General features: G+C 72.5%; 17 protein-coding genes and 1 pseudogene. 16 read left to right on the top strand and 2 right to left on the bottom strand.

The window, feature by feature from the left end; all coding sequences use genetic code 11:
* Positions 1-6: 6 nt before the first annotated feature.
* Positions 7-1,272 carry a cytochrome P450 gene (locus ACYVPE_RS07720; RefSeq protein WP_461032676.1) on the bottom strand — a complete coding sequence of 422 codons (1,266 nt, stop codon included), beginning with the start codon at positions 1,270-1,272 and terminating at the stop codon, positions 7-9.
* Between the two features lie 426 nt (positions 1,273-1,698).
* Positions 1,699-2,352 carry a TetR family transcriptional regulator gene (locus ACYVPE_RS07715; RefSeq protein WP_461032675.1) on the bottom strand — a complete coding sequence of 218 codons (654 nt, stop codon included), beginning with the start codon at positions 2,350-2,352 and terminating at the stop codon, positions 1,699-1,701.
* Positions 2,353-2,639: 287 nt separating this feature from the next.
* On the opposite strand from ACYVPE_RS07715, the gene ACYVPE_RS07710 reads away from it, so the two are divergent.
* The 16 genes and pseudogenes from ACYVPE_RS07710 to ACYVPE_RS07635 form a co-directional block, all read left to right on the top strand.
* Entirely contained in the window at positions 2,640-4,118 is a 1,479-nt protein-coding gene (locus tag ACYVPE_RS07710; protein ID WP_461032674.1) for an MFS transporter, read from the top strand.
* 120 nt (positions 4,119-4,238) lie between these two features.
* Positions 4,239-5,030, top strand: coding sequence for an SDR family NAD(P)-dependent oxidoreductase (locus ACYVPE_RS07705; RefSeq protein ID WP_461032673.1), 792 nt, complete (start codon positions 4,239-4,241; stop codon positions 5,028-5,030).
* Between the two features lie 221 nt (positions 5,031-5,251).
* Positions 5,252-6,487: a cytochrome P450 gene (locus tag ACYVPE_RS07700; RefSeq protein WP_461032672.1), complete on the top strand. Its 1,236-nt coding sequence runs from the start codon at positions 5,252-5,254 to the stop codon at positions 6,485-6,487.
* A 321-nt stretch (positions 6,488-6,808) separates the two neighbouring features.
* Entirely contained in the window at positions 6,809-7,006 is a 198-nt protein-coding gene (locus ACYVPE_RS07695; protein WP_461032671.1) for a ferredoxin, read from the top strand.
* A 423-nt stretch (positions 7,007-7,429) separates the two neighbouring features.
* The gene (locus ACYVPE_RS07690; protein WP_461032670.1) at positions 7,430-9,088 is read left to right on the top strand and encodes an RICIN domain-containing protein; all 1,659 of its coding nucleotides are present in this window, start codon (positions 7,430-7,432) and stop codon (positions 9,086-9,088) included.
* A 498-nt stretch (positions 9,089-9,586) separates the two neighbouring features.
* Complete coding sequence (locus ACYVPE_RS07685) at positions 9,587-9,793, top strand: hypothetical protein (protein ID WP_461032669.1); 207 nt, start codon at positions 9,587-9,589, stop codon at positions 9,791-9,793.
* Positions 9,790-10,797, top strand: coding sequence for a D-erythronate dehydrogenase (denD, locus tag ACYVPE_RS07680; protein ID WP_461032668.1), 1,008 nt, complete (start codon positions 9,790-9,792; stop codon positions 10,795-10,797). The genes ACYVPE_RS07685 and denD overlap by 4 nt, the downstream gene beginning before the upstream one ends.
* Before the next feature lie 4 nt (positions 10,798-10,801).
* Positions 10,802-11,406, top strand: a pseudogene (locus ACYVPE_RS07675) (class II fructose-bisphosphate aldolase).
* Between the two features lie 167 nt (positions 11,407-11,573).
* The gene (locus ACYVPE_RS07670) at positions 11,574-12,500 is read left to right on the top strand and encodes a helix-turn-helix domain-containing protein (RefSeq protein WP_461032667.1); all 927 of its coding nucleotides are present in this window, start codon (positions 11,574-11,576) and stop codon (positions 12,498-12,500) included.
* Positions 12,501-12,957: 457 nt separating this feature from the next.
* The gene (locus ACYVPE_RS07665; RefSeq protein ID WP_461032666.1) at positions 12,958-13,323 is read left to right on the top strand and encodes a hypothetical protein; all 366 of its coding nucleotides are present in this window, start codon (positions 12,958-12,960) and stop codon (positions 13,321-13,323) included.
* On the top strand, positions 13,323-14,555 hold the full coding sequence (locus tag ACYVPE_RS07660; protein ID WP_461032665.1) for a hypothetical protein: 1,233 nt from the start codon (positions 13,323-13,325) through the stop codon (positions 14,553-14,555). The genes ACYVPE_RS07665 and ACYVPE_RS07660 overlap by 1 nt, the downstream gene beginning before the upstream one ends.
* Before the next feature lie 39 nt (positions 14,556-14,594).
* A complete protein-coding gene (locus ACYVPE_RS07655; protein WP_461032664.1) occupies positions 14,595-14,933 on the top strand; it encodes a hypothetical protein in 339 nt (112 codons plus the stop codon).
* A gap of 16 nt (positions 14,934-14,949) precedes the next feature.
* Positions 14,950-17,358: a hypothetical protein gene (locus ACYVPE_RS07650; RefSeq protein WP_461032663.1), complete on the top strand. Its 2,409-nt coding sequence runs from the start codon at positions 14,950-14,952 to the stop codon at positions 17,356-17,358.
* Positions 17,355-21,353, top strand: coding sequence for a type VII secretion protein EccCa (gene eccCa / locus ACYVPE_RS07645; RefSeq protein WP_461032662.1), 3,999 nt, complete (start codon positions 17,355-17,357; stop codon positions 21,351-21,353). The genes ACYVPE_RS07650 and eccCa overlap by 4 nt, the downstream gene beginning before the upstream one ends.
* Positions 21,350-22,768, top strand: a complete 1,419-nt coding sequence (eccD, locus tag ACYVPE_RS07640) for a type VII secretion integral membrane protein EccD (RefSeq protein WP_461032661.1) — start codon at positions 21,350-21,352, stop codon at positions 22,766-22,768. The genes eccCa and eccD overlap by 4 nt, the downstream gene beginning before the upstream one ends.
* Before the next feature lie 5 nt (positions 22,769-22,773).
* Positions 22,774-24,089, top strand: a 1,316-nt coding sequence (locus ACYVPE_RS07635) for a S8 family serine peptidase (protein ID WP_461032660.1), incomplete at its 3' end; no start/stop codon positions are given.

Genomic DNA, 24,089 nt, shown 5'->3' with positions numbered 1-24,089 from the left:
CCTCCCTCACCAGGTCACGGGCAGTTCGTAGGCGCCGTAGACGAACCCGTCGTGCTTGAAGGGGATCTCCGCCAGGTCGGCGGCCACCGCCAGGGTGGGGACCCGCCGCAGCAGGGTGGGATAGACGACCTGGAGCTCCATCCGGGCCAGCGGCTGGCCGAGGCACTGGTGGATGCCGTAGCCGAAGGTCACGTGGCGGCGCGCGTCCCGCGTGAGGTCGAGCCGGTCGGGGTCGGGGAAGACGGAGGGGTCGCGGTTGGCGGTCTCGTTGACCGGGATGATGCCCTCGCCGGCGCGGATGACCTGGCCGCCGACCTCGATGTCCTCCAGCGCGACCCGGCGCAGCCCGCCGTGCGTGATGGTGAGGTAGCGCAGCAGTTCGTCGACGGCCGAGGCCACCAGCTTCGGGTCGTCGCTGTCGCGCAGCACGGCCAGCTGGTCGGGGTGGCGGAGCAGGGCGAGCGTGCCGAGGGTGATCATGTTCGCGGTGGTCTCGTGACCGGCGAACAGCATCAGCACGCCCATCTCGGTGGCCTCCTCCCGGGACAACTCGCCGGCCCTGATCCGCTCGGCGAGCCCGGAGAGCAGGTCCTCACGGGGATGGAGCAGTTTCTCCGCCAGCAGTCCTTCCAGGAAGGCGGCCAGCCGCTGCCGGGCCGCGATCCGTTCCTCGCCGGAGGTCTCCTTGTTGATGATGGCCTTGCTGTTGGTCTGGAAGAACTCGTGATCGTCGTAGGGCACGCCGAGGAGTTCGGAGATCACCAACGACGGCAGCGGCAGGGCCACCGCCTCGACGAGATCGGCCGGCTTGGGGCCGGCGAGCATCGAGTCGATCAGGTCGTCCGCGATCCGCTGGGTGGGGCGGCGGATCGCCTCGATGCGCTTGATGGTGAACGCGGACGTCGCCATGCGCCGCAGCCGGGCGTGCTCGGGATCGTCCATCATGATGAAGCTGGTGCCGACCGAGGTCCTGCCCTGCTTCCGCAGGCTCTCGATCATCGCGGTCTCCCCGGGGGAGAGCTTCGGCGCGCCGGGGCGGAACGGGTCCACGCTGACACGCTGGTCGGACAGCACCGCCCGGTGCTCCTCCCAGCCCGTCACCAGCCATGCGATGGTGCCGTCCCACAGCCGGATCCGCGTCATCGGGCCCTCGGTCTGCCGTGCCCGCATGGCGGGCGCGGGGTCGAGCGGACACCGGGCGGGCCTGCTGATGTCGTACTCGGGGATGTCGTCCGGGATTCCGCTCGTCGCCTTGCCTACCGCACTGGTCACTGGCTGCTCCTTCCGGAACCGCGGTCGGGTGGTCGCCGAACCGTGATCCGCTGAGGTGGGGGTACGTGCTTCGGCGGCGCGGCCCGCGTCGAACGGCCGCGTCGTCGGGCCGGGTGGGGAACTCCTCGGTCATATGGCCGAGGAGCGAGGCGGAGGGGCCGCCCTGGGACGCCGTGCCTCCGGTTTCCGGTGCGCCGGGTCGTTCTCCCGATCCCTCACCGGCGCCGGCCCGCTGACCGGCCGCGGTGTTCATTCCCCATGCCCCGTCGGCCGGCCCGTCGTCGTCCGAGCCATCCGGTCTCCCTCGGCACGACGTCCTCGAGACCCAGGCAACACCACCCTCGCCATTAAGTCAATCCGTTGATTTAATTCGACCATGGACCACACTCCCCACACGCGACGCGGGACGACGGGGTCGGCGGGCGATCAGCCCTCGCGCGTCACCGGCGCCTGCCACAGGGCGACAACGGCGTCGATCAGGCCGTTGGCCGCCTCCCGCCAACTGGCCCGGGAAGTCGGCGCGTTGTTCGCGAGAGCGCGCTCGCGCTCCGCGGTCATCTGGGTGATCAGATGACGCGTCATGGCCTGGCGTTCGGCATGCACCTCGGGCGGCAGGTCGGGCAGGCAGCGGTCGAGTCCCTCCTGCAGCCTCGGCATCGACGGCGAGCCGACCGCGTACTCCTCGGCCGTGACGGCACGCAAGGCCGGGTCCGCTGTGACCTGGGCGATGAACCGGGCATACCAGCTCGGCGTCCCCAGGGCCTCCAGGTGACCGGTGACAGGGCGCACCGCGCAGGCCACCCAGTCCCGCAGGTCGGTGGAGTCGCCGATCTCGGCCATCATGCGCAGCCGAAGGACCTCTATCGCCTCGGCGTGCCGGCGGGCGATGGCGCGGACCAAGTCGGTCTTGGTGCCGAAGTGGTAGGTGACCGCGGCGTTGTTCCCCTGCCCCGCGGCCTCGCTGATCTGGCGGTTGGCGACGACATGCACGCCCTGCTCGGCGAAAAGTCGCTCCGCCGCGGCCAGGAGCGCCTCCCGCGTCGCACTGGCCCGCTCGTCCCGCTTCGTTCTCTCGGCCATCGCCGCCATCACCACCTCGGGACGTCACACCGGTCCGCGAGTGGCCCGTCCCCCAGGCCATCGCGACTCCCCACCCGGGTCGGCGAGGCGAAACGACGAAAGCGTACGCAATGGCGTGCCCGATTCAGGCCACACCGCCTCGACGACCGCACCGGATGGGCGAGCCCGCCCGGATCGAGCCGTCCCGGCTTGAAAGTGTCACGATGCGGCGCTACTGTTAAATCAACCCGTTGATTTAATTACTACGGGGATACGTACCCCAGCCCGCTCAGACGGAGACCGAAGCCATGCCCGACACCCCGACCCGCACCGCGGACAGCAGCGCCTCCGCACCCCCGAACACCAACGTGATCGTGGCGGTGCTGGCCTTCGCCGGGATCGTGGTCTCGCTGATGCAGACCATGGTCATCCCGATCGTGCCCGACCTGCCGAGACTGCTGAACGCGTCCGCGTCCGACGCGGCCTGGGCGGTGACCGCGACGCTGCTGGCCGCCGCCGTCGCCACCCCCATCGCCGGGCGCCTCGGCGACATGTACGGCAAGCGCCGCATCCTCCTCGCCAGCCTCGCCGCGCTGACGGTCGGCTCAGCGGTCGTCGCCCTCAGCGACAGCCTCACCCCGATGATCGCCGGCCGCCTCCTCCAGGGCCTGTCCGCCGGCGTCATCCCCCTCGGGCTCAGCATCATGCGCGACGAGCTCCCGGCCGAGCGGCTCGGCGCCTCCACCGCGCTGATGAGCGCCTCGCTCGGCATCGGCGCGGCCCTCGGCCTGCCCATCGCCGCCTTCGTCGCCGACAACTTCGACTGGCACGTCCTCTTCTGGGCCTCCACCGTCCTGGGCGCCATCGCCCTCCTCGTCGTGCTCGCCCTCGTGCCCGAGTCCAAGGTGCGCTCCGGCGGCCGATTCGACCTCGTCGGCGGCCTCGGCCTGGCGGCCGGCCTGGTGTCCCTGCTGCTGGCCATCTCCAAGGGCGGCGACTGGGGTTGGGGCAGCGGCACCACGCTCGGCCTCTTCGTGGCGGCCGTCGTCATCCTGCTCGCCTGGGGCTTCTTCGAGCTGCGCACCAAGCAGCCGCTGGTCGACCTGCGCACCACCGCGCGCCCCCAGGTCCTCTTCGCGAACCTCGCCGGGCTGGCGTTCGGCTTCTCGCTCTTCGCGATGCAGCTGATCGTCCCGCAGATCCTCCAGCTGCCCGAGCAGACCGGCTACGGCCTCGGCGAGGACCTGCTCACCGTCGGCCTCGTCCTCGGCCCCCAAGGCCTGATCGTGATGTTCGCCGCCCCCCTGTCCGCGAAGATCTCCAAGGCCAGGGGCCCCAAGGTCACCCTCATGCTCGGCGCCCTCATCGTCGCCGCCGGCTACGCCCTCAACACCGTGCTGATGAGCGAGATCTGGCACCTGATCCTGGTCTCCTGCGTCATCGGCGCCGGCATCGGCTTCGCCTATGGCGCCCTCCCGATGCTCATCATGAGCGCGGTCCCGGTCTCCGAGACCGGCGCCGCCAACGCCTTCAACACCCTGCTCCGCTCCATCGGCAGCTCCGTCGCCAGCGCCGCCTGCGGCGTCATCCTCGCCCAGATGACCACCGACTTCGCCGGCCACGCCCTGCCCTCGGAGAGCTCCTTCAAGGTGATCATGCTCCTCGGCTGCGGCGCGGCCCTCGTCGCCATGCTGCTGGCCTCCTTCCTGCCCAAGCAGCGCGCGGGCGTCACCGCGCACGGGGCGCCGACGGCGGCGGCTCCAGAGAAGGCGGTCCAGCGGGCGTGACCGCGACCCGGCTCGCCGGCCCGGCCCCGGCCCTCGGCGAGTCCCATGGCTGCGACCACCGCGGTCGTCCACCCCAGCCCAGCCATCACCGATGACCCCACTCGAGAACCGGAGCCACAGATGAGAACCGAAGACGGCGCGACGCATATCCAACAGCGGCCGGCCGGCCTGCTCGACGGCAAGGTCGCCGTGATCACCGGCGCCGGCGTGGCGGAGGGGATCGGCGCCGTCTGTGCCGAGGTGTTCGTGCGGGAGGGCGCGCGGGTCCTGGCCGCCGACGTCAGCGGCGGGCAGGACGACACGGCCAAGGCGCTCGGCCCCTCGGTGAGCGCGTTCCGGGCCGACGTGACCCGCGAGGACGACGTCGAGGCGATGTTCGCCCGTGCCGTCGAGGAGTTCGGGCGCGTGGACGTCCTGGTGAACGTCGCCGGCAACCCGGGCGGGCGACGCGGTGAGGAGATCACGGTCGAGGAGTACCACTCCCTGACCTCCGTCCACCTCCTCGGCACCGTCCTCACCAACAAGCACGCCGTGCGGACGATGCTGCCCACCGGCGGCGGCGCCATCGTCAACTTCTCGTCCGCCGCCTCCTTCAACGTCGACGGACAGATCTCCCCCGTCTACTCCGCGGCCAAGGCCGGCATCAACGCCGTCACCAAGTCCGTCGCGGTCCAGTACGGAGGCCAGGGCATCCGGGCCAACGCGGTCGCCCCCGGCTTCACCCTCAGCAGGAAGAACCACGCGGTGCCGCCCGAGATCATGGCCAGCCTGGCAGGCAGGGCGGCACTCGGCCGGGCCGGGCGACCGGAGGAACAGGCACAGGTCGCCGCGTTTCTGGCCTCGGACCGGGCCTCGTTCGTGACCGGGGTGATCGTCCCCGTCGACGGCGGCTGGACCGTCAAGCTCGCCTGAGAAGTCGTCGATTGACGAGCGAACCGCGCGGACAGAGCCCACCGTGATCGAAGGCGCCTGATATCGGGGCCCGGGCCACCTGCTTGCACAGGCAGCCCACCTCCCCTAATGTTAAATCAACGGGTTGATTTAACAGTGCTCGTCGCCCTCTCCCTGTCTCCGCCCCCACCACGTGAGCACGGCGCACCCCCTCGAGCACTCCCCCCACCACCAGGAGTGACATGATCACCCTCCACACCGGCAACTCGCCCGAAACGATCCCCGATTTCCCCATGCTCAGGGAACGCGGTTGCCCGTTTGCCCCGCCCCCCGAGCTGCGGAGGCTGCACGCCACCCAGCGGCTCACCCGGGTACGCATCTGGGACGGCAGCACACCCTGGCTGGTCACGGACTTCGACGATCAGCGGACGCTGCTCGCCGACCCGCGATGCAGCGTCGACCTCAGGCAACCCGGCTTCCCCTACATGAACCCGGCCTTCCGGGACTCGGCCGCGCGCGGCCACCAGCCGTCGTTCCTCAACATGGACGCCCCCGAGCACGCCCGGATCCGCCGGATGCTCAGCGGCGCCTTCACCATCAAGCGCGTCGAGGCCCTGCGGCCCACCGTCCAACGCATGACCGACGACTTCGTCGACACCATGCTGGCCGGCCCGAAACCCGCGGACCTCGTCCGCGCCCTCGCCCTCCCCCTGCCCTCCCTGGTCATCTGCGAGCTGCTCGGCGTGCCCTACGAGGACCACGAGTTCTTTCAGCATCAGAGCGAGGTGGGACTTCGCCACGACGTCACGCCCGAGGCGGCGGCAGCGGCCAGGAACGCACTACTCGAGTACGTCGCCTCCCAGCTCGACGCGAAGCTCGCCAACCCGGCCGACGACCTGCTCTCCGAGCTCGCCGCCCGCGTCCGAGAGGGCGACCTCACCCACCCGGAAGCCGCGGCGATGGGCCTGCTGCTGCTCGGCGCCGGGCACGAGACCTCGGCCAACATGATCGCGCTGAGCACCGTCGCGCTGCTCGAACACCCCGACCAGTTGGCCATCATCCGGGACACCGACGACCCCAAGGTCCTCGCAGGCGCGGCGGATGAGCTGCTGCGCTATCTGACCATCATCCACATCGGCAACCGCCGGATCGCCCTGGAGGACATCGAGATCGGCGGCCAGACCATCCGGGCGGGAGAGGGGCTCGTCCTCCCCAGCATCACGGCCAACTGGCAGGAGGACGTGTTCCCGGAGCCCGAACGGCTCGACGTCCACCGCGACGCCCGCCGCCACCAGGCGTTCGGCTACGGCATCCACCAGTGCCTCGGCCAGCCGCTGGCCCGCCTGGAACTCCAGGTCGTCTACGGCACCCTCTTCCGACGCATCCCCACCCTGCGTCTCGCCACCGACCTCGACAAGCTCCCCTTCAAGGAGGACGGCGTCGTCTACGGCCTCTACGAACTGCCGGTGACCTGGTAGCCGGGTGGCACGAGCCCACCCACCGGGCCGGCGCGCCGTCCCGCACGGAGACGCCGGACGAGTGAGCACAACCCTCCCCTCCGGCCGTTGTCGCCTCCTCCCGCCCGCTCCGGGATCCAGGTCGCTCCGACGACCCCCTCGGCACCGCCCCCGACCTCGAACGCGCCGTGTCGGTGGCCACGTCGGGGCGGATGGAGGGACTGCCCCGACGGATCCCACGAGGCACCCGGCCGGTGGAGCCGACCACACCCCATCCCCGTACCGATCGACGAGACAGCCGAAGGCGCGGCCGAAGGGCCGGCCACAGAGAAGGGAGCGACCATGAAGGTCACCGTGGACGAGGACAAGTGCTGCGGCGCGGGAAGCTGCGTGCTGGCCGCACCCGAGGTCTTCGACCAGCGCGAGGAGGACGGCGTCGTCATCCTGCTCGACCCCGAGCCCGCCGAGGACCAGTACGCCGCCGTCCGGGACGCGGCCGCCGTCTGCCCCGCAGCCGCCATCGCCCTCAGCGAGGGGTAACCAGCTGATCGCTCCCATGCGATCCGAGGGGTGCGTGCGGCCAGGCACCGCACGCACTCCGCCTTTTCACGTGGCCCGCTCTCCGCTTGCTCAGGGAGTCACGTCACGCGTATGCCAGCACCCGCCCGGGGAGTTCCCATGACCGGCAACCGCCGAAAGCGTCCCGCTGACAGCTTCGACGCCACCGCGCCTCCGGCCGATGCCGCGGTGCTCGTCTGCGCGGCGTCTCCCTGAGGGCCCGGGCCGGCGCGGGATCGGCGAGCGTCGCGTGGGCGAGCCCGGCTGAGCGGGGTGCCTTCTCCGCCTGGCCCGCCAACGTCCCGGCGCGGTTGAGTACGCACGTCGGCGGCCCGACGGCCCTCGCGTCCCTGGGCTGGCCGCCCGGTGATCTGCCCCTGTCCCCTCTTGCTCAAGGAGACATGCGTGAACATCACACCCGGCCGGCGGCGCGGACGGCGCCTCGGCCTCACCTCACTCCTCGCGACCTGTGCCCTCGTCGTCACCTCGCTCGTCACGCTCGCCACACCGGCCCAGGCCGCGGACGAGTCCATCGCCGTCGACTTCTCCGTCGCGGGCGGCACGCCGACCTACCGGGCCTCCGGGTGGATATACGGCATGACGGAGAACGCCTCGGGCCCCGCCGACCACTTCTACGAGGACATCAACTTCCGGTACATGCGAGCCGGCGGGGCACAACTCGACAGCCCGGGCGGCTGGGTGTCGGGCCGTTACGACCGCCGGTGGAACGCGACGCGCGCCCAACTGCTGCGCACCCGCGACCTGGGCGGCGAGTTCGTCCTGCTCGTCCACGACCTGTGGGGCGCCGACGGCTATCCCATCTCCCGATTCCCCGGCGACAACGGCGACTGGACCGACTACGACAACTTCCTCACCCGGCTCATCAACGACGTGCGGGCCACCGGGGTGCCCGTGCAGTGGGACCTGTGGAACGAGCCCAACCTCTCGCTCTTCTGGAACCGGCCGCAGTCCCAGTACTTCGAGCTGTGGCGCCGCACCTACCAGCGCGTCCGGCAGGCGTTCCCCTCCCACCTGATCGTCGGCCCGAGCCCCGCCGGCGTCCCCTCCACCTCGAACTCGTGGTGGACGCAGTACCTCGACTTCGTCCGCGCCAACAACGTGATTCCCGACATCTTCAGCTGGCACGCGCTGCCCAGCGACCCGGTGGCGAACGTGGCGGCGGCCAACGCCTCCCTCGACGCCCGCGGCATCCCCCACCCGCGCCCCTACCAGATCAACGAGTACGGGTCCCAGCAGGAACAGAACCCGGGCGACGGAGCCTGGTACATCACGCGCCTCGAGCGCGCCGGTGCCGACGGCCTGCGCGCCAACTGGGCGAGCGGCGGAAGCCTCCACAACGACCTCGGCAACCTGCTCGTCCGTGACTCGACGGGACAGCACCAGCCGAAGGGCGAGTGGTGGGTCTACCGCTTCTACGCCTCCCAGACCGGTCAGATCGTCTCCACCACCCCCAGCCAGTCGTACGACGCGTTCGCCACGAAGACGAACGGCTCGGCGCGGATCCTGGTCGGCGGTGGCGGCACGACGGGCAACATCGCGGTCAACCTGCGACGCCTGGACGCCACCAGCGGCATCGCGCAGAACAACCAGGTGCGGGTGCTCGTCCAGCGCGTCCCGTACAACAACGGCGGCGCGGTCCAGGGCCCGATCACGGTGCGGAACTCCGTGGTGAACCTCTCCGGCAACGCCACCACGGTCAACCTGCCGCACACCAACGCCGACGACGCCTTCACCATCACCCTGCTGCCCCCGTCGGACGCCGGCTTCCAGTCCGTCGCCGTCGCCCAGCACTCCCAGCAGTACCTGGACAACACCGACCTGAGCACGGCGGACGGCAACCGGCAGCAGCAGTTCGCCCTCCGGCCGGTCACCTACGCGGGCGCCGACTCGCACGACTACCAACTCGTCGCCAGGCACAGCGGCAAGTGCGTCGACGTCAGCGAGATCTCCACCGCCACCCGGGCTCCGGTCCACCAGTGGGCCTGCAACCCGGCGGGCCAGAGCAGCCCGCGCAACCAGACCTGGCGCCTCTGGGGCCGCTGATCCCCAGCGCTCTTCGGCCTGATCACCGTCGTGGGCCGTTGGCCCGTCACCCTCACTGGGGCGCGGGAACCTCCGCGCCCCAGTGACTCGGACCCGGCGACCACAGAGTGCGGCGACCTCGACCTCCATCCCGGCGGTCTCCCTACCTGAGCGTGGGTGGAAGGCGCCTACCGATCGGTCCGTCGGCAGCTGTGGACGCCCAAGACTTCGCGCCGCGCCAGACATGATCGCACTGCGGCCCCCTGATCGGATCGCCGCGACGGGGCGACCGGACGCGTGACCGGCCTCGCGTTCACCGGCACCAAGGCTCCGACCGCACCACCACCGCGGCCACCTCGCCCACTCCCTGCGCCGCTCCGCCATTGGCGGGTGCGGTGGATTGTCAGCCGCAGCAGCCGCCGGTCGTGCCTTCCTCTGACGCCGGTTCCCTCACGAGCCAGGGGCAGAACCCCTCGCCCTCATCGACGGCGTGATGAACCGTCGGCCCGCGCGGGCCAGTTGGCGTGGGAGGTCGGGATCTCACCAGAGGCGGTAGCAGTCGGCGGCCGCCCCGACGTGCGGGGCTCGCTGCTGCCTGGCATCGTCTCGCTGTGGGAGCCCGCCGACGGGCCTGCCCAGGGCCTGCCCTACGTCGTGTTCGCCGGCAACGTCGGCGACGAGAACGGCCTTGCCGACGTGATCGACCGGATGGAGCCATCCTCATGAGCACCCCGACCACACGTGTCGTCATCACCGGAGGGGCCGGCTTCCTCGGCACCCTCCTCGCCCGCGAACTCCTGGCGAGGCCGGTCGCGCTGAACGGCGCGGACCCGGTCGAGGTCGACGAGCTGGTCCTCGTCGACCTCGCCCCGCCCCGCCCCGACCTGGCCGCGGACGAACGGGTCACCACCGTCACCGGCGAACTCGCCGACACCGTCGAGCGACTCGTCCCGGCCACCGCGGTCTTCCACCTCGCGGGGGTCGTCAGCGGAGCGGCGGAGGCGGACTTCGACCTCGGCATGCGCACCAACCTCGACGCGACCCGTCAACTGCTGGAGTACGCCCGCGGGCACGACGAGCCGCCGCTGCTGGTGTTCTCCAGCTCGTTGGCCGTCTACGGCAGCGATCCCGCGCTTGGCCCGGTCGGCGACATCGACGACGACACCCTTCCGCGCCCGCAGTCCAGCTACGGGATCCAGAAGTTCATCGGCGAGCAGCTCGTCGCCGACTACACCCGCAGAGGCTTCGTCCGGGGCCGCACGGTACGGCTGATGACGGTGTCGGTCCGACCCGGCAAGCCCAACGCGGCCGCGTCGAGCTTCCTGTCCGGCATCATCCGTGAGCCGCTGGCCGGAGAACGCTCGGTCTGCCCGGTCCCGGCGGACACTCCGGTGGCGCTGTCCTCGCCCCGCAGGACCGTCGAGGGACTGCTGCGCGCCGCGAGCGCGAGCGACGGGGAGTGGGGCAGCCGGACGGCGATGAACCTGCCCGCGTTGACCACCACCCCCCGCGAGATGGCCGAGGCGCTCGACCGGGTCGCCGGCGCGGGCACCAGCGGCAGGATCACCTGGGAGAACGACCCCGCGATCGTCGCCATCGTCGCCAGCTGGCCGGCCCGCTTCCACACCGCGCGAGCGGCTCGCCTGGGACTCCAACCCGAGGCGGACTGCGACGCGATCGTGCGCTCCTACCTCACCGACCACCTCACCGACCCGACACGACAGGTCTGACCCGATGCCCGTTGCCAGCCCCGAGGTCTACCACGAGATGTTGGACCGGGCGAAGAACGAGCGCTACGCGATCCCGGCCATCAACGTGAGCGACTCCGAATCCCCGCACGCGGCTCTGCGGGGCTTCTCCGAAGCCGGCTCCGACGGAATCGTCCAGGTGACGGTGGGCGCGGCCACCGTCACCTGGACGGTGGCGACGCCGCCGAGGCGGTCCGCGGCGCGGTGGCGGTGGCGGAGTTCACCCACGCGGTCGCGGACGCCTATCCGGTCGACACCGCCCTCCACACGGACCACTGCCCCCGGCCCGGGGCGCGGCCCGCTGTTCCAGTCCCACATGTGGGACGGCTCCGCCGTGGAGCTCGGCGAGAACCCGCGGAACGCCGCCGACCTCCTCGACGAGGCGGCCAGGGCGAAGAACGTTCTCGAAGTCGAGATCGGCGTCGTCGGCGGTGAGAGGGGCGCTACCTGTTGGCGGCGACGTTCGGCAACGTGCACGGTGTGTACAGGCCGGGCGACGTCGAGCTCCGACCGGAGATCCTGAAGACCGGCCAGGAGGTCGCCTCGGCGAAGCGCCCGAGGAGATCGAGCAGGCGCTGGACCACGGCGTGATCAAGATGAACGTCAACACGGACACGCAGTACGCGTTCACCCGAGCCGTCGCGGGGCACATGTTCTCCCGTCTGCGAGTCGTCGCGTTCCACCGACCGCTCCCTTCGCACCTGACCTGTCGACCGAGGGGGGTTGCTCGCGCGTTCCGCTGCCCTGAGGATGAGCCCATGACCCCAGGTGGCGCGCTGCCTTCACCCGCCGGCGCGCAGGACGTCGACGAGTTCGTCGCGGCGATGCGCGCGTTGAAGGAGTACTCCGGCCTGTCGTTACGGCAGCTCGGGGAACGCGCCGAGTCGCGGGGCGACGTCCTGCCCCGCAGTACCCTCGCCGACGTCCTGAACCGGTCCACGCTGCCGCGGCCCGACGTCCTCGCGGCGTTCGTCCGGGCCTGCGGCGGCGCGGAGAGCGACGTACGGGAGTGGCTGGCCGCCAGGGAGCGGGTCGCCGCGCCGACTCCGCCTCCGCCGGAGGCGGACGACGCTCCCGGGCGGCGCCGGATGCTCGTCCCGGGAGCGATCGGGCTCGGGGTGGCGGTGCTGGTGACGGCCGGCGCGTTCGCCCTGTGGCCCGACGGGGGCGAGCCGGCGTCCGAACCCGGCCCGTCCGCCCTGCCCTTCGCGGACGGCGAGGTGGAGATCCGCCCCGCGCACGCTCCCGACCTGTGCCTCACCGAGGGCCGGCAACGCAGTGGCGCCTACGGCTCCGCGGTCGCCGTCGCGGGGCCCTGCGACGCGGACGACGGCCCGCGTACCTACCTGCGGGCCGTCGGCGTGGACGACTGGTACTTCGTGGAGTGGGAGAAGCCCTCCGAGGGACGCGGCTGCCTCAGCCTGCTGGCCGGGGGCCCGGCCGCCGGCCTTCTCGAACCCGTGGACGTGGTCAACTGCGCCGCCGGCCGGCCCGAGCAGCACTTCCGGCTGGAGCCGGTCTCCCCGCCGGCTGGCTCGGAGGGCCCCGCCTACCTGCTGCGGAACGAGCGGGCCGACCAGTGCCTGTCCTTCGCGGGCGATGACGCGTCCGCCGGGGCGGAAGCGATCCAGGGCCCCTGCACCGGCGGTTCCGCACCGGCCTTCCTCATCAACACCCCTTCCTGACCGGGTCGTTCCCCGAGGCGGGCCGCTGACCCGCTGTCGTTCCGCCACGCCCGCCCCTCGGCGGTCCCCGATCGGATGCGCGTCCGGGACTGTGTCCGGACAGGCCGCTGACCAGGCCGGACGCCGGTCGGCTGTCCGGGACGGCCGGCGGCCGTTGCCCGGCGCCTCTCGACCGCCACAGACTCGTTTCTGCCGCGGACCGGGCCGTGGGACCCGTTCCCGAAGAGGTCGAGCGGGTCAGCTGTCGCAGCACCTGGGACTGCCGGCGAACACCCGCCGGGAGACGGACGCGGACACGGGCACGGACGCGGCGAGCATCGACGACGAAAGGCAGGGGGACATGGCGTACGGGGGCGACACCAGCAGGTTTGCCAGCGAGGACCTCGAGACGGACCGGTACACCTCGATCTGGAACAACGTGCCGACGATCGGCCACGAGGGCGGCGGGCGCTGAGTCATGACGGAACCAGGTGACGTGGACCTGAACCCCGGCGCGGCGCGGCAGGCGGGGGACCAGGCTCGGGACAGTGAGCAACTCGCCGCGATGCGTGGAGCGTTCGGCGCCGTTGGTGGCGCCCGCGGGCTGTTCGGGCAGGTGCCGGGCGGCGAGGTCGCCGAGCAGGCGTTGGAGTCGGCCGCCTCCGCCATGGCGGAGGAGTTGGGCTGGACCGGGCTGACCGTGCAGGACATCAGCGACAGCGCCTACCGGATGGCCGAGATCGCCGAGGAGACCGACCAGGCGGCGCACGGCAGGCTCGTCGAGGCGGGCGAGGCCGCCCAGCGCGCACAGGCGTCCTCGACGAGCGGAAGGGAGGGAGTGTGATGGCGAACGACGAGGAGTTCATGGCGGTCATCCGGCGCATTCTCAGCGCCCAGCACGTGTCGATCCACGCGATGGCCACCACCTGGGCCGCCGTGGCCGACAAGGGCACCGACGAACGTGACCTGCTCATGGCCGCGGCCAGGAACGCCGAGGCCGAGCGGGGCGCCGGGATGGTCGAACTCGCCGACCGGCTCGGCAGGACGGCGGACTGGGCCGAGGTCGCGAGCGGGGTGGCGCAGCGGCTCTCCGGCCAGTTGCGCGCCGCGGGGGAGGCGTCGGCCCGGGCCACGGAGCGGGCGTTGACCCTGCTCGTCGAGTACGAGGAGGCCCAGGTGAACGTGGTGGGCGACGAGATCAGTCCCACCACGGCGGGCGCGGCGGTGCGTGGCGAGGCGGAACAGGAGCGGCTGCTCGCGGAGGCCCGGAGCGTGCTGGCGCAACTCGGCCGGGACGTCGCCCAGGTGACTGGCGGCGACCCGCCGGCCTCCCCCGAGCGTGGCGGCCCGCTCAGGTCGGACGCCCCCGCGGGGCCCGGGCCGAGCGCCGCCGACCGATTGGGCCCGCCGGCACCCCCGGCGACCAGGCGGCCTGAGGACAACCTGATCGAGGGGCACCCGCCGGCCACCAACGGCCAGACGCCGGATGGGGAGTACCCCCCGTACCTCTCGGTACTGGGCCCGGAGAACGACGAGTTCGGCGGCTGGGTGCAGAGCCCGAACAGCGGGTACCTGGTCGACCCGGCGACGGGCCGTGAGTTCGACCCGGGCAGCGGCCGGTGGATCGACCCCGTCACCGGGGAGCCGTTCGGGGAGTCCACCGAGTACGCGACCCGGCTCTCCGGGCTCGGCACCGGGCCCAGCGCGGCGGCCACCGGCGTCGGCCTCGCCGGGCTCGGCGGCGGCGTGGGCGCCGTCGGCGGGGGCGGCGGGCTCGGCGGGATGTACGGCGGGGTGCTGCCGCCGAGCGTGGCCCAGCCGGGTCCCGCGCAGCAGCAGGTGATGCGCGAGGCGCAGCGCAACCTGAACCAACGCGCCGCGGTCGCCAGCCGGTTCGCGATGCGCGAGGCGGCCCAGGGTGGCCGGCCGTTCGCGCCGCCACCGGGCGCGATGGGCGCGGGGGGACGGTCGAACGGTGGCGAGTCGGGCCGGCAGGGCCGGCCCACCGAGCTCACCGAGGACCCCGAGGTGTGGTCACCGCACCGGCGGGCCGGCACGGGCGTGCTGGGCGAGTAGGCGAAACCGGCAGGAGAAGGCGAGGGGGAGGGGGAAGCCATGTCCGACGACGGTCTGTACTTCATCCCGGACGAGTTCCGGGAGGCGGCCCGGGTGAGCCTGGAGTCCGCCGACGCGGCGGAGGGCGCGCGCCGTCAGCTGGGCAACGCCCAGCCGGACGCCGGCGGCTTCGGCGGCGCCGACGCCTTCGTCGCCTCGCTGATCGCGACCCGCGACCGCCAGGTGCGGGAGGTGGGGCAGGCGGCCGAGGGGCGGGAGAACATGTCCGACGCCGACCAGCTGACGGCGGACATCGGCGACGAGACGGACATGGGCGCCACGGCGGCCGTCACCCAGGTGGACACGGCGGTCGCGCGGGCGATCGCCGACGGGATATAGGGGGGCGGGGGCCGCCATGGACGTCACATTCACCAGGGCCGATGTGGAAGCGGCGGGAGACGCGAAGCCGTGGACCCATCGCGAGGAGTTCGCCGCCGAGGTGGACACGGACCACATGGCGGACACCGCGTCGATCTTCGCGCGGGCCGCGCAGGGGGCAGGGACCGCCGGTGAGTTCTCCGAACGCGCGACGCGGATGGGGAAGCAGGCGGGAGCGCTCAACGGCGCCGCGTTCGTCGAGGACGACCGCGTCGACATCACCTCCGCCGGCCTGCAGGGCAACGGCGAGCGCATCGACAAGGTCGTCCGGATGCTCGTCCGGGCCATGAACCACGCCACGGACACCAGGGACGAGGTGGACGAGCGGATCGACGGCGGCGGGGGGAGCGTCGGCATGCAGCAGATCCTCGAGCGCAACTCGGCCGCGGCGGTGGGGTGGTGGGGGCAGGCCCAGCGGTTCTTCGCGAGCCAGCCGGTCCCCAATCCCCCCACGCTCAGGCCGGCGTTCGGCCCGGGGATTCCCCGGTTCGACTTCAACAACGTGGAGTACGACGGCGTGCTCTCGGGAGGCGTGTGGACCCCTCCGCCGAACCTCCCCACCGATATCCGCGACTCCTACCTGAACATGACGGCCGACGAGGCCAGTTGGGCGGACGAGGAGATCACGGGGGCCATTCGGCAGTACCGGCAGAAGCTGGCCGGGTACGGAGCCGAGCTGGAGGGCGCCGGTTTCGACACCTCCCAGGGCCCCTTGGGGATATGGCGCAGCAAGGAGATGGCCGCGTTCACCGGCGACGAGGTGAAGAAGCTCCTCGGCGAGGAGAACCCGGACCCCAAGCTGCTGGCGATGTACACGTCCGGGGTCAACAGCGTCGCGGAGGACGTGGACGCGGAGGACGGGGACAAGAAACTGACGCCCCAGCAGCAGGCGTACCTGAACGCGTTCTACGGCAAGATGACCACGGACGACCTGCTCCGGATCGGACGGCTCGACGAGTCGTACAAAGACTTCCAGAAGTCGATCGCCAACGGCGTCGTCGCCGCCTCCACCGGTCCCGAACGGCCCGATTTCGTGCGCGAGTTCGTCGACCGGAGACTGAACGAATTCCAGGAGGACCCTCCGTGGAGCGTCTCGCGGCAGGCCGAGCGTTTCAATGATTTCAGCGCCCTCATGAGCCAGAGCACCATCACTCCGAGCAAGGATTTCGGCACGGCGCTGATCAACGCGTCCATCAACGCGCAACAGGACTATCAGTCCTACTGGGGTGCCCCCCACACCGCCGACCCGCTCGAAGGCAGCCCTGAGCTCCTGTCGCTCGCCGCCAGGAACAACGACGCCGCTGCGGCCTTCCTGAGCGACAAGAACCAGATCGGCCGGCTGCTCGACCCGTCTTTCAGCTCGTCCTGGGCGGACGGCGGCCGGGCCGTGGGCGACCTGATGCGGGAGGGTACCCTGCCCGAGGGGGAGAGGTTCACCGAGGCTGAGGCGAACAGGCTGAAAGCCGGCCACACTCTGATGCAGTACGTGGCTGACAACGCCAACGGCTATGTCGACACCGGGAGGAAATTCCCACCGGAGGCCGAGACCGCCCTCGGGAACATCGCCGGGAACAGGGAATACCTGAACCGTCTCTCCGCTGTCGCCACAGGAAATCAAGACAGCCCCCCCGTGCTCCAGAGCAACAATTTCCCGCTCTCGGAGAACGAGCGAAGCAATCTGTTCTCGGTGCTGATGGACCCTGAGCGGCAGAATGCCGAGGCGTTCAAATCCTCGGTCGGCGACTACATCGAGCATCGAGCTCGGAGCGTTTTCGAAGACGCCCCGGGGACCGGAACGGTGCCCGCCGAGTTCCGGCAGCTCGGCCAGCTGAGCGGTGCCGTAACCAACGCCGAGTTGGCCGTGGCATACGAGAGAGACAAGCAGAGCGACGAGGTCGCGAAGACGAGTTTCAAAGTGGTGAAGACGGCGCTCTCCGCAGCCGGGGAATACAGACGGGCTGCCGCACTCGCGGACGCGGCCTCCAATCTCGCCAGCGAGCCCGAGTCCACCGCCAAGAGGAACGACAGCCTGCGCCGCTACTGGGAGAACCAAGTGGGCGACACGGAGGAGCTGCACACAATCTACGACGTCGCGCGGCGCACCGAATGGCAGGGAATGGACGCCACCCCGACCGGTCGAACCATTCCCTACAACGGCGAGAGGTGGGACGACCTGACTCCGCAGCAGTGGGAACTGATCGGCACCGACTCCGGCCGGAACCAACGGCAGGCGATCACGGACGCCCTAGGCGAGGTGGGCGGCGACTTCCAGGAAGGGCGCTCCGCCCAGATTGAACTGGACGACGTCCAGAACGAATACGACGAGGACAAAGAAGTCTCGGAAGTGATCGGCCAGGGGGACGGCGACTGGCGGAGGCGGCCATGACCGGGCCGACGACCGTCGTGCGGCGGCCGGCGCGGGTGGCGCGGCCGGTGGTGCCGACGAAGGAGCTGGTGCTGAAGCCGCCCCCGTTGCTGCCGAAGCCGGAGGAGGGCAACATCTGGCTGACCGTGCTGCCCGCGCTCAGCGGCTTCGGGTCGGTGTTCTACATGCTGACGATGCGGCGCGGCCCCATCGGCTACATCATCGGCGCGTTGTTCCTGGTGTCCTGCCTCGCGATGGTCGTCGGGTTCGTGATGCGGCAGCGCGGCACGGTGAAGGGCCAGGCCCGCAACGACCGCCGCGAGTACCTGCGGCATCTCGAACGCACCAGGACCGAGGTGCGGCGCACCGCCGAGGCGCAGCGGGAGGCGCTGGAGTGGGGGGCACCCGAGCCGCGCCAGCTGTGGTGTCTCGCCGACAGCCGCCGGCTGTGGGAACGTCGCGGCGGTGACCCGGACTTCGGCGTGGTGCGGATCGGCGTCGGCCCGCACCACCTGGCGAGGCCGCTGGTGCCCGGCGAGTCGGCGCCCGTGGAGGACCTGGACCCGCTGTGCACGGTCGCGCTGAGGCGGTTCGTCACGACGCACTCGGTCGTCCCCGACCTGCCGGTGCAGGTCGCGCTGCGGCGCTTCGCGGCCGTGTCGGTCACCGGTGGCGAGGACCAGGACGCCGCGCGGGCGTTGTTCCGCGCGATCATCGCCCAGGCGGTGACGTTCCACTCGCCGCGGGACCTGCGGGTCGTGGCGTGCGTCGGGGACGTCGAGGGGCCGGAGTGGGGCTGGCTGAAGTGGCTGCCGCACCTCCACCACCCCGACGAACTCGACCACGTGGGGCCGGTGCGGATGACCCACCCGTCGGTGGCCGTGCTGGAGGAGTGGCTGGGCGCCGAGCTGAGCCGCAGGACCCGCTTCCACCGTGGTGCCACGCCCGATCCCGACCTCCCGCACCTGCTGGTCGTCCTGGACGGCGGCCTGGTCGGCGGGGGTGAGGCGCTGCTCGACCCCAACGGCATGCAGGGGGTCACGGTGCTCGACGTGGACGGCCAGGCCGCCGCGCTGGCCGAGACGCACGGGGTGCGTCTCGAGCTCGGGGAGACATCGCTCGCGGTCCGCGTCGGCGACACCCTCGACGAGCTGGGCACCGCCGACGCGCTCACCGTGGCCGAGGCGGAGGCGCTGGCGATGCAACTCGCCCCCTACCGCCCGGACGTGGACACCTCGGGGGACGCGGAGGACCTGACGACCACCGTCAACACGCTGCCGGGACTGCTCGGCATCCAGGACCCCGGGCGCCTCGACCTCGACACGCTGTGGCGGGCCAGGCCCATGCGGGACAGCCTGCGGGTGCCGATCGGGGTGTCGGCGGACGGCGGGCTGCTGGACCTCGACATCAAGGAGTCGGCGCAGAGCGGCATGGGCCCGCACGGCCTGGTGGTCGGCGCCACCGGATCGGGCAAGTCCGAGCTGCTGCGGACCCTGGTGCTCGGCATGGCGGCCACCCACTCGCCCCAGCAACTCAACTTCGTCCTCATCGACTTCAAGGGCGGCGCGACGTTCGCCGGCATGGCGGAGCTGCCGCACGTGGCGGCCGTCATCACCAACCTGGAGGACGACCTCAGCCTGGTGGACCGGGCGCGGGAGGCGCTCTCCGGCGAGATGAACCGGCGGCAGGAGGTGCTGCGCGACGCGGGCAACCTCGTCTCCATCCGGGACTACGAGCGCGCCCGCCAGCGCGGGGCGGCCCTGCCGCCGCTGCCCAGCCTGTTCATCGTCGTGGACGAGTTCTCGGAACTCCTCACCCAGAAGCCGGACTTCGCCGAGCTCTTCGTCCAGATGGGCCGGCTCGGCCGCTCGCTCGGCCTGCACCTGCTGCTGGCCTCCCAGCGCCTGGACGAGAGCAAGCTGCGCGGCCTGGAGGCCCACCTGTCCTACCGGATCGGCCTGCGCACGTTCTCCGAGGCCGAGAGCCGCACCGCCATCGGCGTCCCCGACGCCGCCCGGCTGCCCAGCGCCCCGGGACACGGCTACCTCAAGACCGACACCACCACCCTCAAGCGCTTCCGCGCGGCCTACGTGTCGGGCGCCTACCGCACCGGTGACGACGGCGCCTCGGTCGTGCTCGGCGGCTCCACGGACGTCCGGCGGTTCCGCGCCGGCTATGTGCCGGTGCCCGTCGACGAGCGCCCGCCGGAGCCCGAACCCGAGCCGGAGCCCGACGAGTTCACCGACGGCGACGACCCGGGCAACACGGTGCTCGGCGTGATGGTCGGCCAGATGGCGGGACAGGGGCCGCAGGCCCACCAGGTCTGGCTGCCGCCGCTCGACGAGCCCGAGCCCCTGGACGCGCTCCACGCCGGGCCCGCCGGGCCCGCCGGGCGCCCGGAACGCCGGGGCGAGGGCGCCGGGTTGACCGCGGTCATCGGCGTCGTCGACCGGCCGTACCACCAGCGCCGCGACCCGCTGGAGCTGGACCTGACGGGCGCCGGTGGCCACGTCGCGATCGTCGGCGGCCCGCACAGCGGCAAGTCGACGGCCGTCAGGGCCCTGATCGCCTCCCTCGCGCTGCGCCACACGCCGGCCGAAGTGCAGTTCTACTGCCTCGACTTCAGCGGCACCCTGTTCTCCCTCGCCGGGCTGCCGCACGTCGGCGGCGTCGCCGGCCGGCTGGACGCGGAGGTGGTCAACCGGACCGTGGCCGAGGTCCTGGAGGTCATGGAGGCCCGCGAGACCCGGTTCCGCGAGCTCGGCATCGAGTCGATGGCCACCTACCGCGGCGCCCGCGCCGAGGGGGCCCACCGCGACGATGTCCACGGCGACGTCTTCCTGGTCGTCGACGGCTGGGCGGTGCTGCGGCAGAACTACCCGGAGCTGGAGGGGACCCTGACGGCCGTCGCCGGCCGGATGCTCACCTACGGCGTCCACCTGGTCGTCACCGGGAACCGCTGGCTCGACATGCGCATGGGCCTGCGCGACCTCCTCGGCACCAAGGTGGAGCTGAAGCTCGGCGACGCCCTGGACTCCGAGGTGGACCGCAAGGCCCAGCGCACCATCCCCACCGACCGGCCGGGCCGCGGCATCACCCACGAGCAGCTCCACTTCCTCACCGCCGTCCCGCGGGTGGACGGCGTCCGCTCGGCCGCCGGGCTCGCCGACGGCGTGGCCGGGCTCGTGCGCCGCGTGGACGAAGGCTGGTCGGGCGGCCGCGCCCCCGGGGTCCGGCTGCTGCCCACCAGCTTCGCGACGGCCGACCTGCCCGCGGCCTCGACCGCGCAGTTCGGCGTGACGATCGGCGTCGAGGGCAGCCGCCTGGAGCCGGTCGTGCTCACCCCCGGCGAGGACGCCGGGCTGATGGTGATCGGCGACAGCGAGTCGGGGAAGACGTCACTGCTGCGCGGCATCGCCCGCCAGGTCACCGCGACCCGGACCCCGGAGCAGGCCAAGCTCATCATCCTCGACCACCGCATGACCATGCTCCGCGAGTTCGAGGGACCCAACCTGCTCGGCTACTCCGCCTCCCACGAACGTTCCATGGAAGTGGTGGGCGGCCTCGTCGAGGGGATCAGGAAACGCCTCCCCGGCGGCGACGTCACCCCCGAGCAGCTGCGCCACCGCTCCTGGTGGACCGGCCCCGAGATCTACCTCCTCGTCGACGACTACGACCTCGTCGCCACCTCGCGCGGCAACCCGCTCAAGGCACTCCTCGACCTGCTCCCGCAGGCCCGCGGGATCGGACTCCACCTCTTCATCACCCGCCAGGCCGGCGGTGCGTCCCGCGCCGTCGCCGACCCCGTGCTCGGCCGCCTCAAGGAACTCGGCACACCCGCCGTCCTGCTCAGCATCCCCAAGGACGAGCTGCCGCTGTGGGGCGTCAAGCCGGCGCAGCGCCGCAAGGGCCGCGGGCTGCTCCTGCACCGCAGGCTCGGCAACGTCCCGGTGCAGCTCCTCCGCGCCGACTCGCCCCTGACCACCCTCGAGACCCCCATCGGGACCCCCTCATGAGCGGCAGCCTCACCCACCAGCAACCGACGTCGGCGAACACGACGTTCGTCCGGGTCGGCGTCGCGGGACCCACGGGCCGCGCCGACCTCGCCGTCCCGGCCACGGTCCCCCTGGCCCGGCTGATGCCCGCGCTCCTGCGGCACGCCGGCCAGGAACCCGGCCCCGACGGCGGGGTCAGGCACGGCGGCTGGGTGCTGCGCCGCGCCGACGGCACCCGGCTCGACACCGCGGCCACGCTCGCCGCCCAGGAGGTGCGCGAGGGCGATCTGCTGTTCGTCGGCCACGGCACGGACGACGCCACGGCGCCGCTCTACGACGACGTCGTGGAGGTGCTCGGCGGGAACGCGGTGGGTGGCGTCTGGCCCACCGCCGCCACCCGCCGGGCGACCGGCGCGCTGGCCGCCGGGGCCGTGCTCACCGCCTGCGGCGCGCTCGACGCGGCGCCTGGCCCGCTGGCCGGCTGGCTCGGCCTCGCCACGGCCCTGTTCGCGCTCGCCGTCGGGGTCCTGATGTCGAGGGCCTTCGCCGACCCGCCGGCCGGCGCCTTCGCCGCCGTGCTGGCCGCGCCGCCTGCCATGCTCGGCGCGGTCCGGCTGCTCGGGGGCGAGCCCGGGATCCTCACCGCCGGCACGGCCGGCCAACTGCTCCTCGCCTGCGGGGTGTTGGCCCTGATCGGGGCGGTCGGCCCGCTGCTGGTCGAGGGTGGCGACGGGGCCTTCGCGGCCCTGGTCGTCATCGGGCCGCTCGCCGCGATCGGCGCGCTGGTGTGCGCGGTCTGGGACGTTCCGCCGGCGAACGCCGCCGCCGTCGCGGCGCCGCTCGCCCTGGCCCTCACCACCCTGTGGCCCACGCTCGCCGTGCGCCTCGCCCGCATCCCGGCCCCCCAGGTCGCCGCCACCGTCGAGGAGTTGGACGCGCTGCCGAGCCAGCTCGAACACGACCGGCTGCGCGCCAGGATCGGCGCCGCCAGGCGGCTGCTGCTCGGCATGCTGGCCGGCAGCCACCTGGTGGCCGCCGCGGGCGCGTGCCTGCTGTTCGCCTCGACCCGGCTGTGGCCTGGCGTGCTCGGCGGGGTCCTCGTGCTGCTGATGCTGATGCGCGCCCGGCTGTTCAGGGAGCCGGCCCAGATCGGCATCCCCCTGGCAGCCGGGCTGCTCGCGGCGGGTGGCGCCGCGGTCGCCTCCGTGGCCGGCCACTTCGGCGAGCGGACCCCGATGCTCGGCGTGGTTCTGCCGGTCGCGCTGCTGACCGCCCTGGTGACCGGGGCCGTCGGCCTCCTCGCCGGCCGCACCGCGCTGAACCCCAGGCTCTCCCGCGTGATCGACGTGCTGGAGACGACGCTCCTGCTGTCCGTCGCCCCGCTCTGCCTCGCCGTGTGGGACGTCTACTCCACCGTGCTCGACCTGAGGGTGTGAGAGCGGTGACCAGGGTGCGGCGGAAGCGGCAGCGGCAGCGGGAGCGGGAGCGGGAGTTGAAGCGGGAGTTGAAGCGGGAGCGCCGCACGGCGCTGGTCCTCGCCGCCGTGGCGGCCGTCCTGACCGTGCCCTGGCTCGCGCAACCGGCCGCGGCCACGCCGTGCCGCACCCAGGCCGTCGAGGACGACCTGGGGGAGAACATCGGTCCGCACCGGCTGATCAACCTGCTCGGGCTGCGCCAGGCGTGGGACCTGTCCACCGGCGAGGACGTCCTCGTGGGCGTCGTCGACTCCGGCGTCGACGCCCGCCACCCCGACCTGGCCGACGGGGCGGTCGTCCCGGGCAGCGAGTTCACCACGGTGACGACCGAGCGCGAGGCCAGGCGCACCACACCGCCGCCCCGGCAGGACTGCTCGGGCCACGGCACGGCCGTGGCCGGGCTGATCGCGGCCCGCCGCGCGGCGGGTGACCGGATGACGGGCGTCGCGCCCGCCGCCACCGTCTACCCGGTGCGGCTGGACGGCGCGGTCGAACAGGTGCCGCCCGAGACCATCGCCGCCGCCATCGACGACGCCGTCGCGGAGGGCGTCGGCGTGCTCAACCTCTCCCTCGGCCGGCCGGTCGACGACCCGCCGGTCAGGGACGCGGTGGCCCGCGCGGTGGCGAGCGACGTCGTCGTGGTCGCCGCCGCCGGCAACGAGGGCGACCAGGGCCCGGCGGGCGGCCTGATGTACCCGGCCGCCTACGAGGGCGTGCTCGCCGTCGGCGCGGTCACCGACGAAGGACAGCCCATGGAGTCGTCCAACACCGGCGACTGGATCGACCTGGCCGCCTACGGCGACGCGCTGACCGTGGTCGCCCCCGAAGGCACCGGCTACCGCGTCGAGTCGGGCAACAGCTTCGCCGCCGCGCAGGTCTCCGGCGTGGCCGCCCTGGTCCGTTCCCGCTTCCGCGACCTCACCGCCGAGGAGGTGGCCGCGCGGCTCACGGAGACCGCCTCGCCGCTCGGCGGCGGCCACAACGACCGGACCGGAGCCGGCCTCGTCGACCCCTTCGGCGCCCTGACCCAGCTGGGGCCGAGCGAGACCGACGGCGGTGGGCCGGAGGCCGAGGCGGGCGGGTACGGCGCCGTCCCCGTCCAACTCGTCCCGCGCGACGAGCCGTTGGTCGGCGCCGACACCAGCAGGGCGCTGGTGTGGAGCGGCGCGCTGCTGCTCGCCGTCGCGCTCAGCCTGCTCGGCGCTCCCGGGGTGCGCCGGGCCACCGCCGGGGCCTGGCGCGGCGGGCCGGGGCCGGCGGACGGCCGGGCGGCGCCCACCGG

Source organism: Streptomyces mayteni, assembly GCF_054783955.1.
This window is presented reverse-complemented; position numbering and strand designations above follow the sequence as displayed.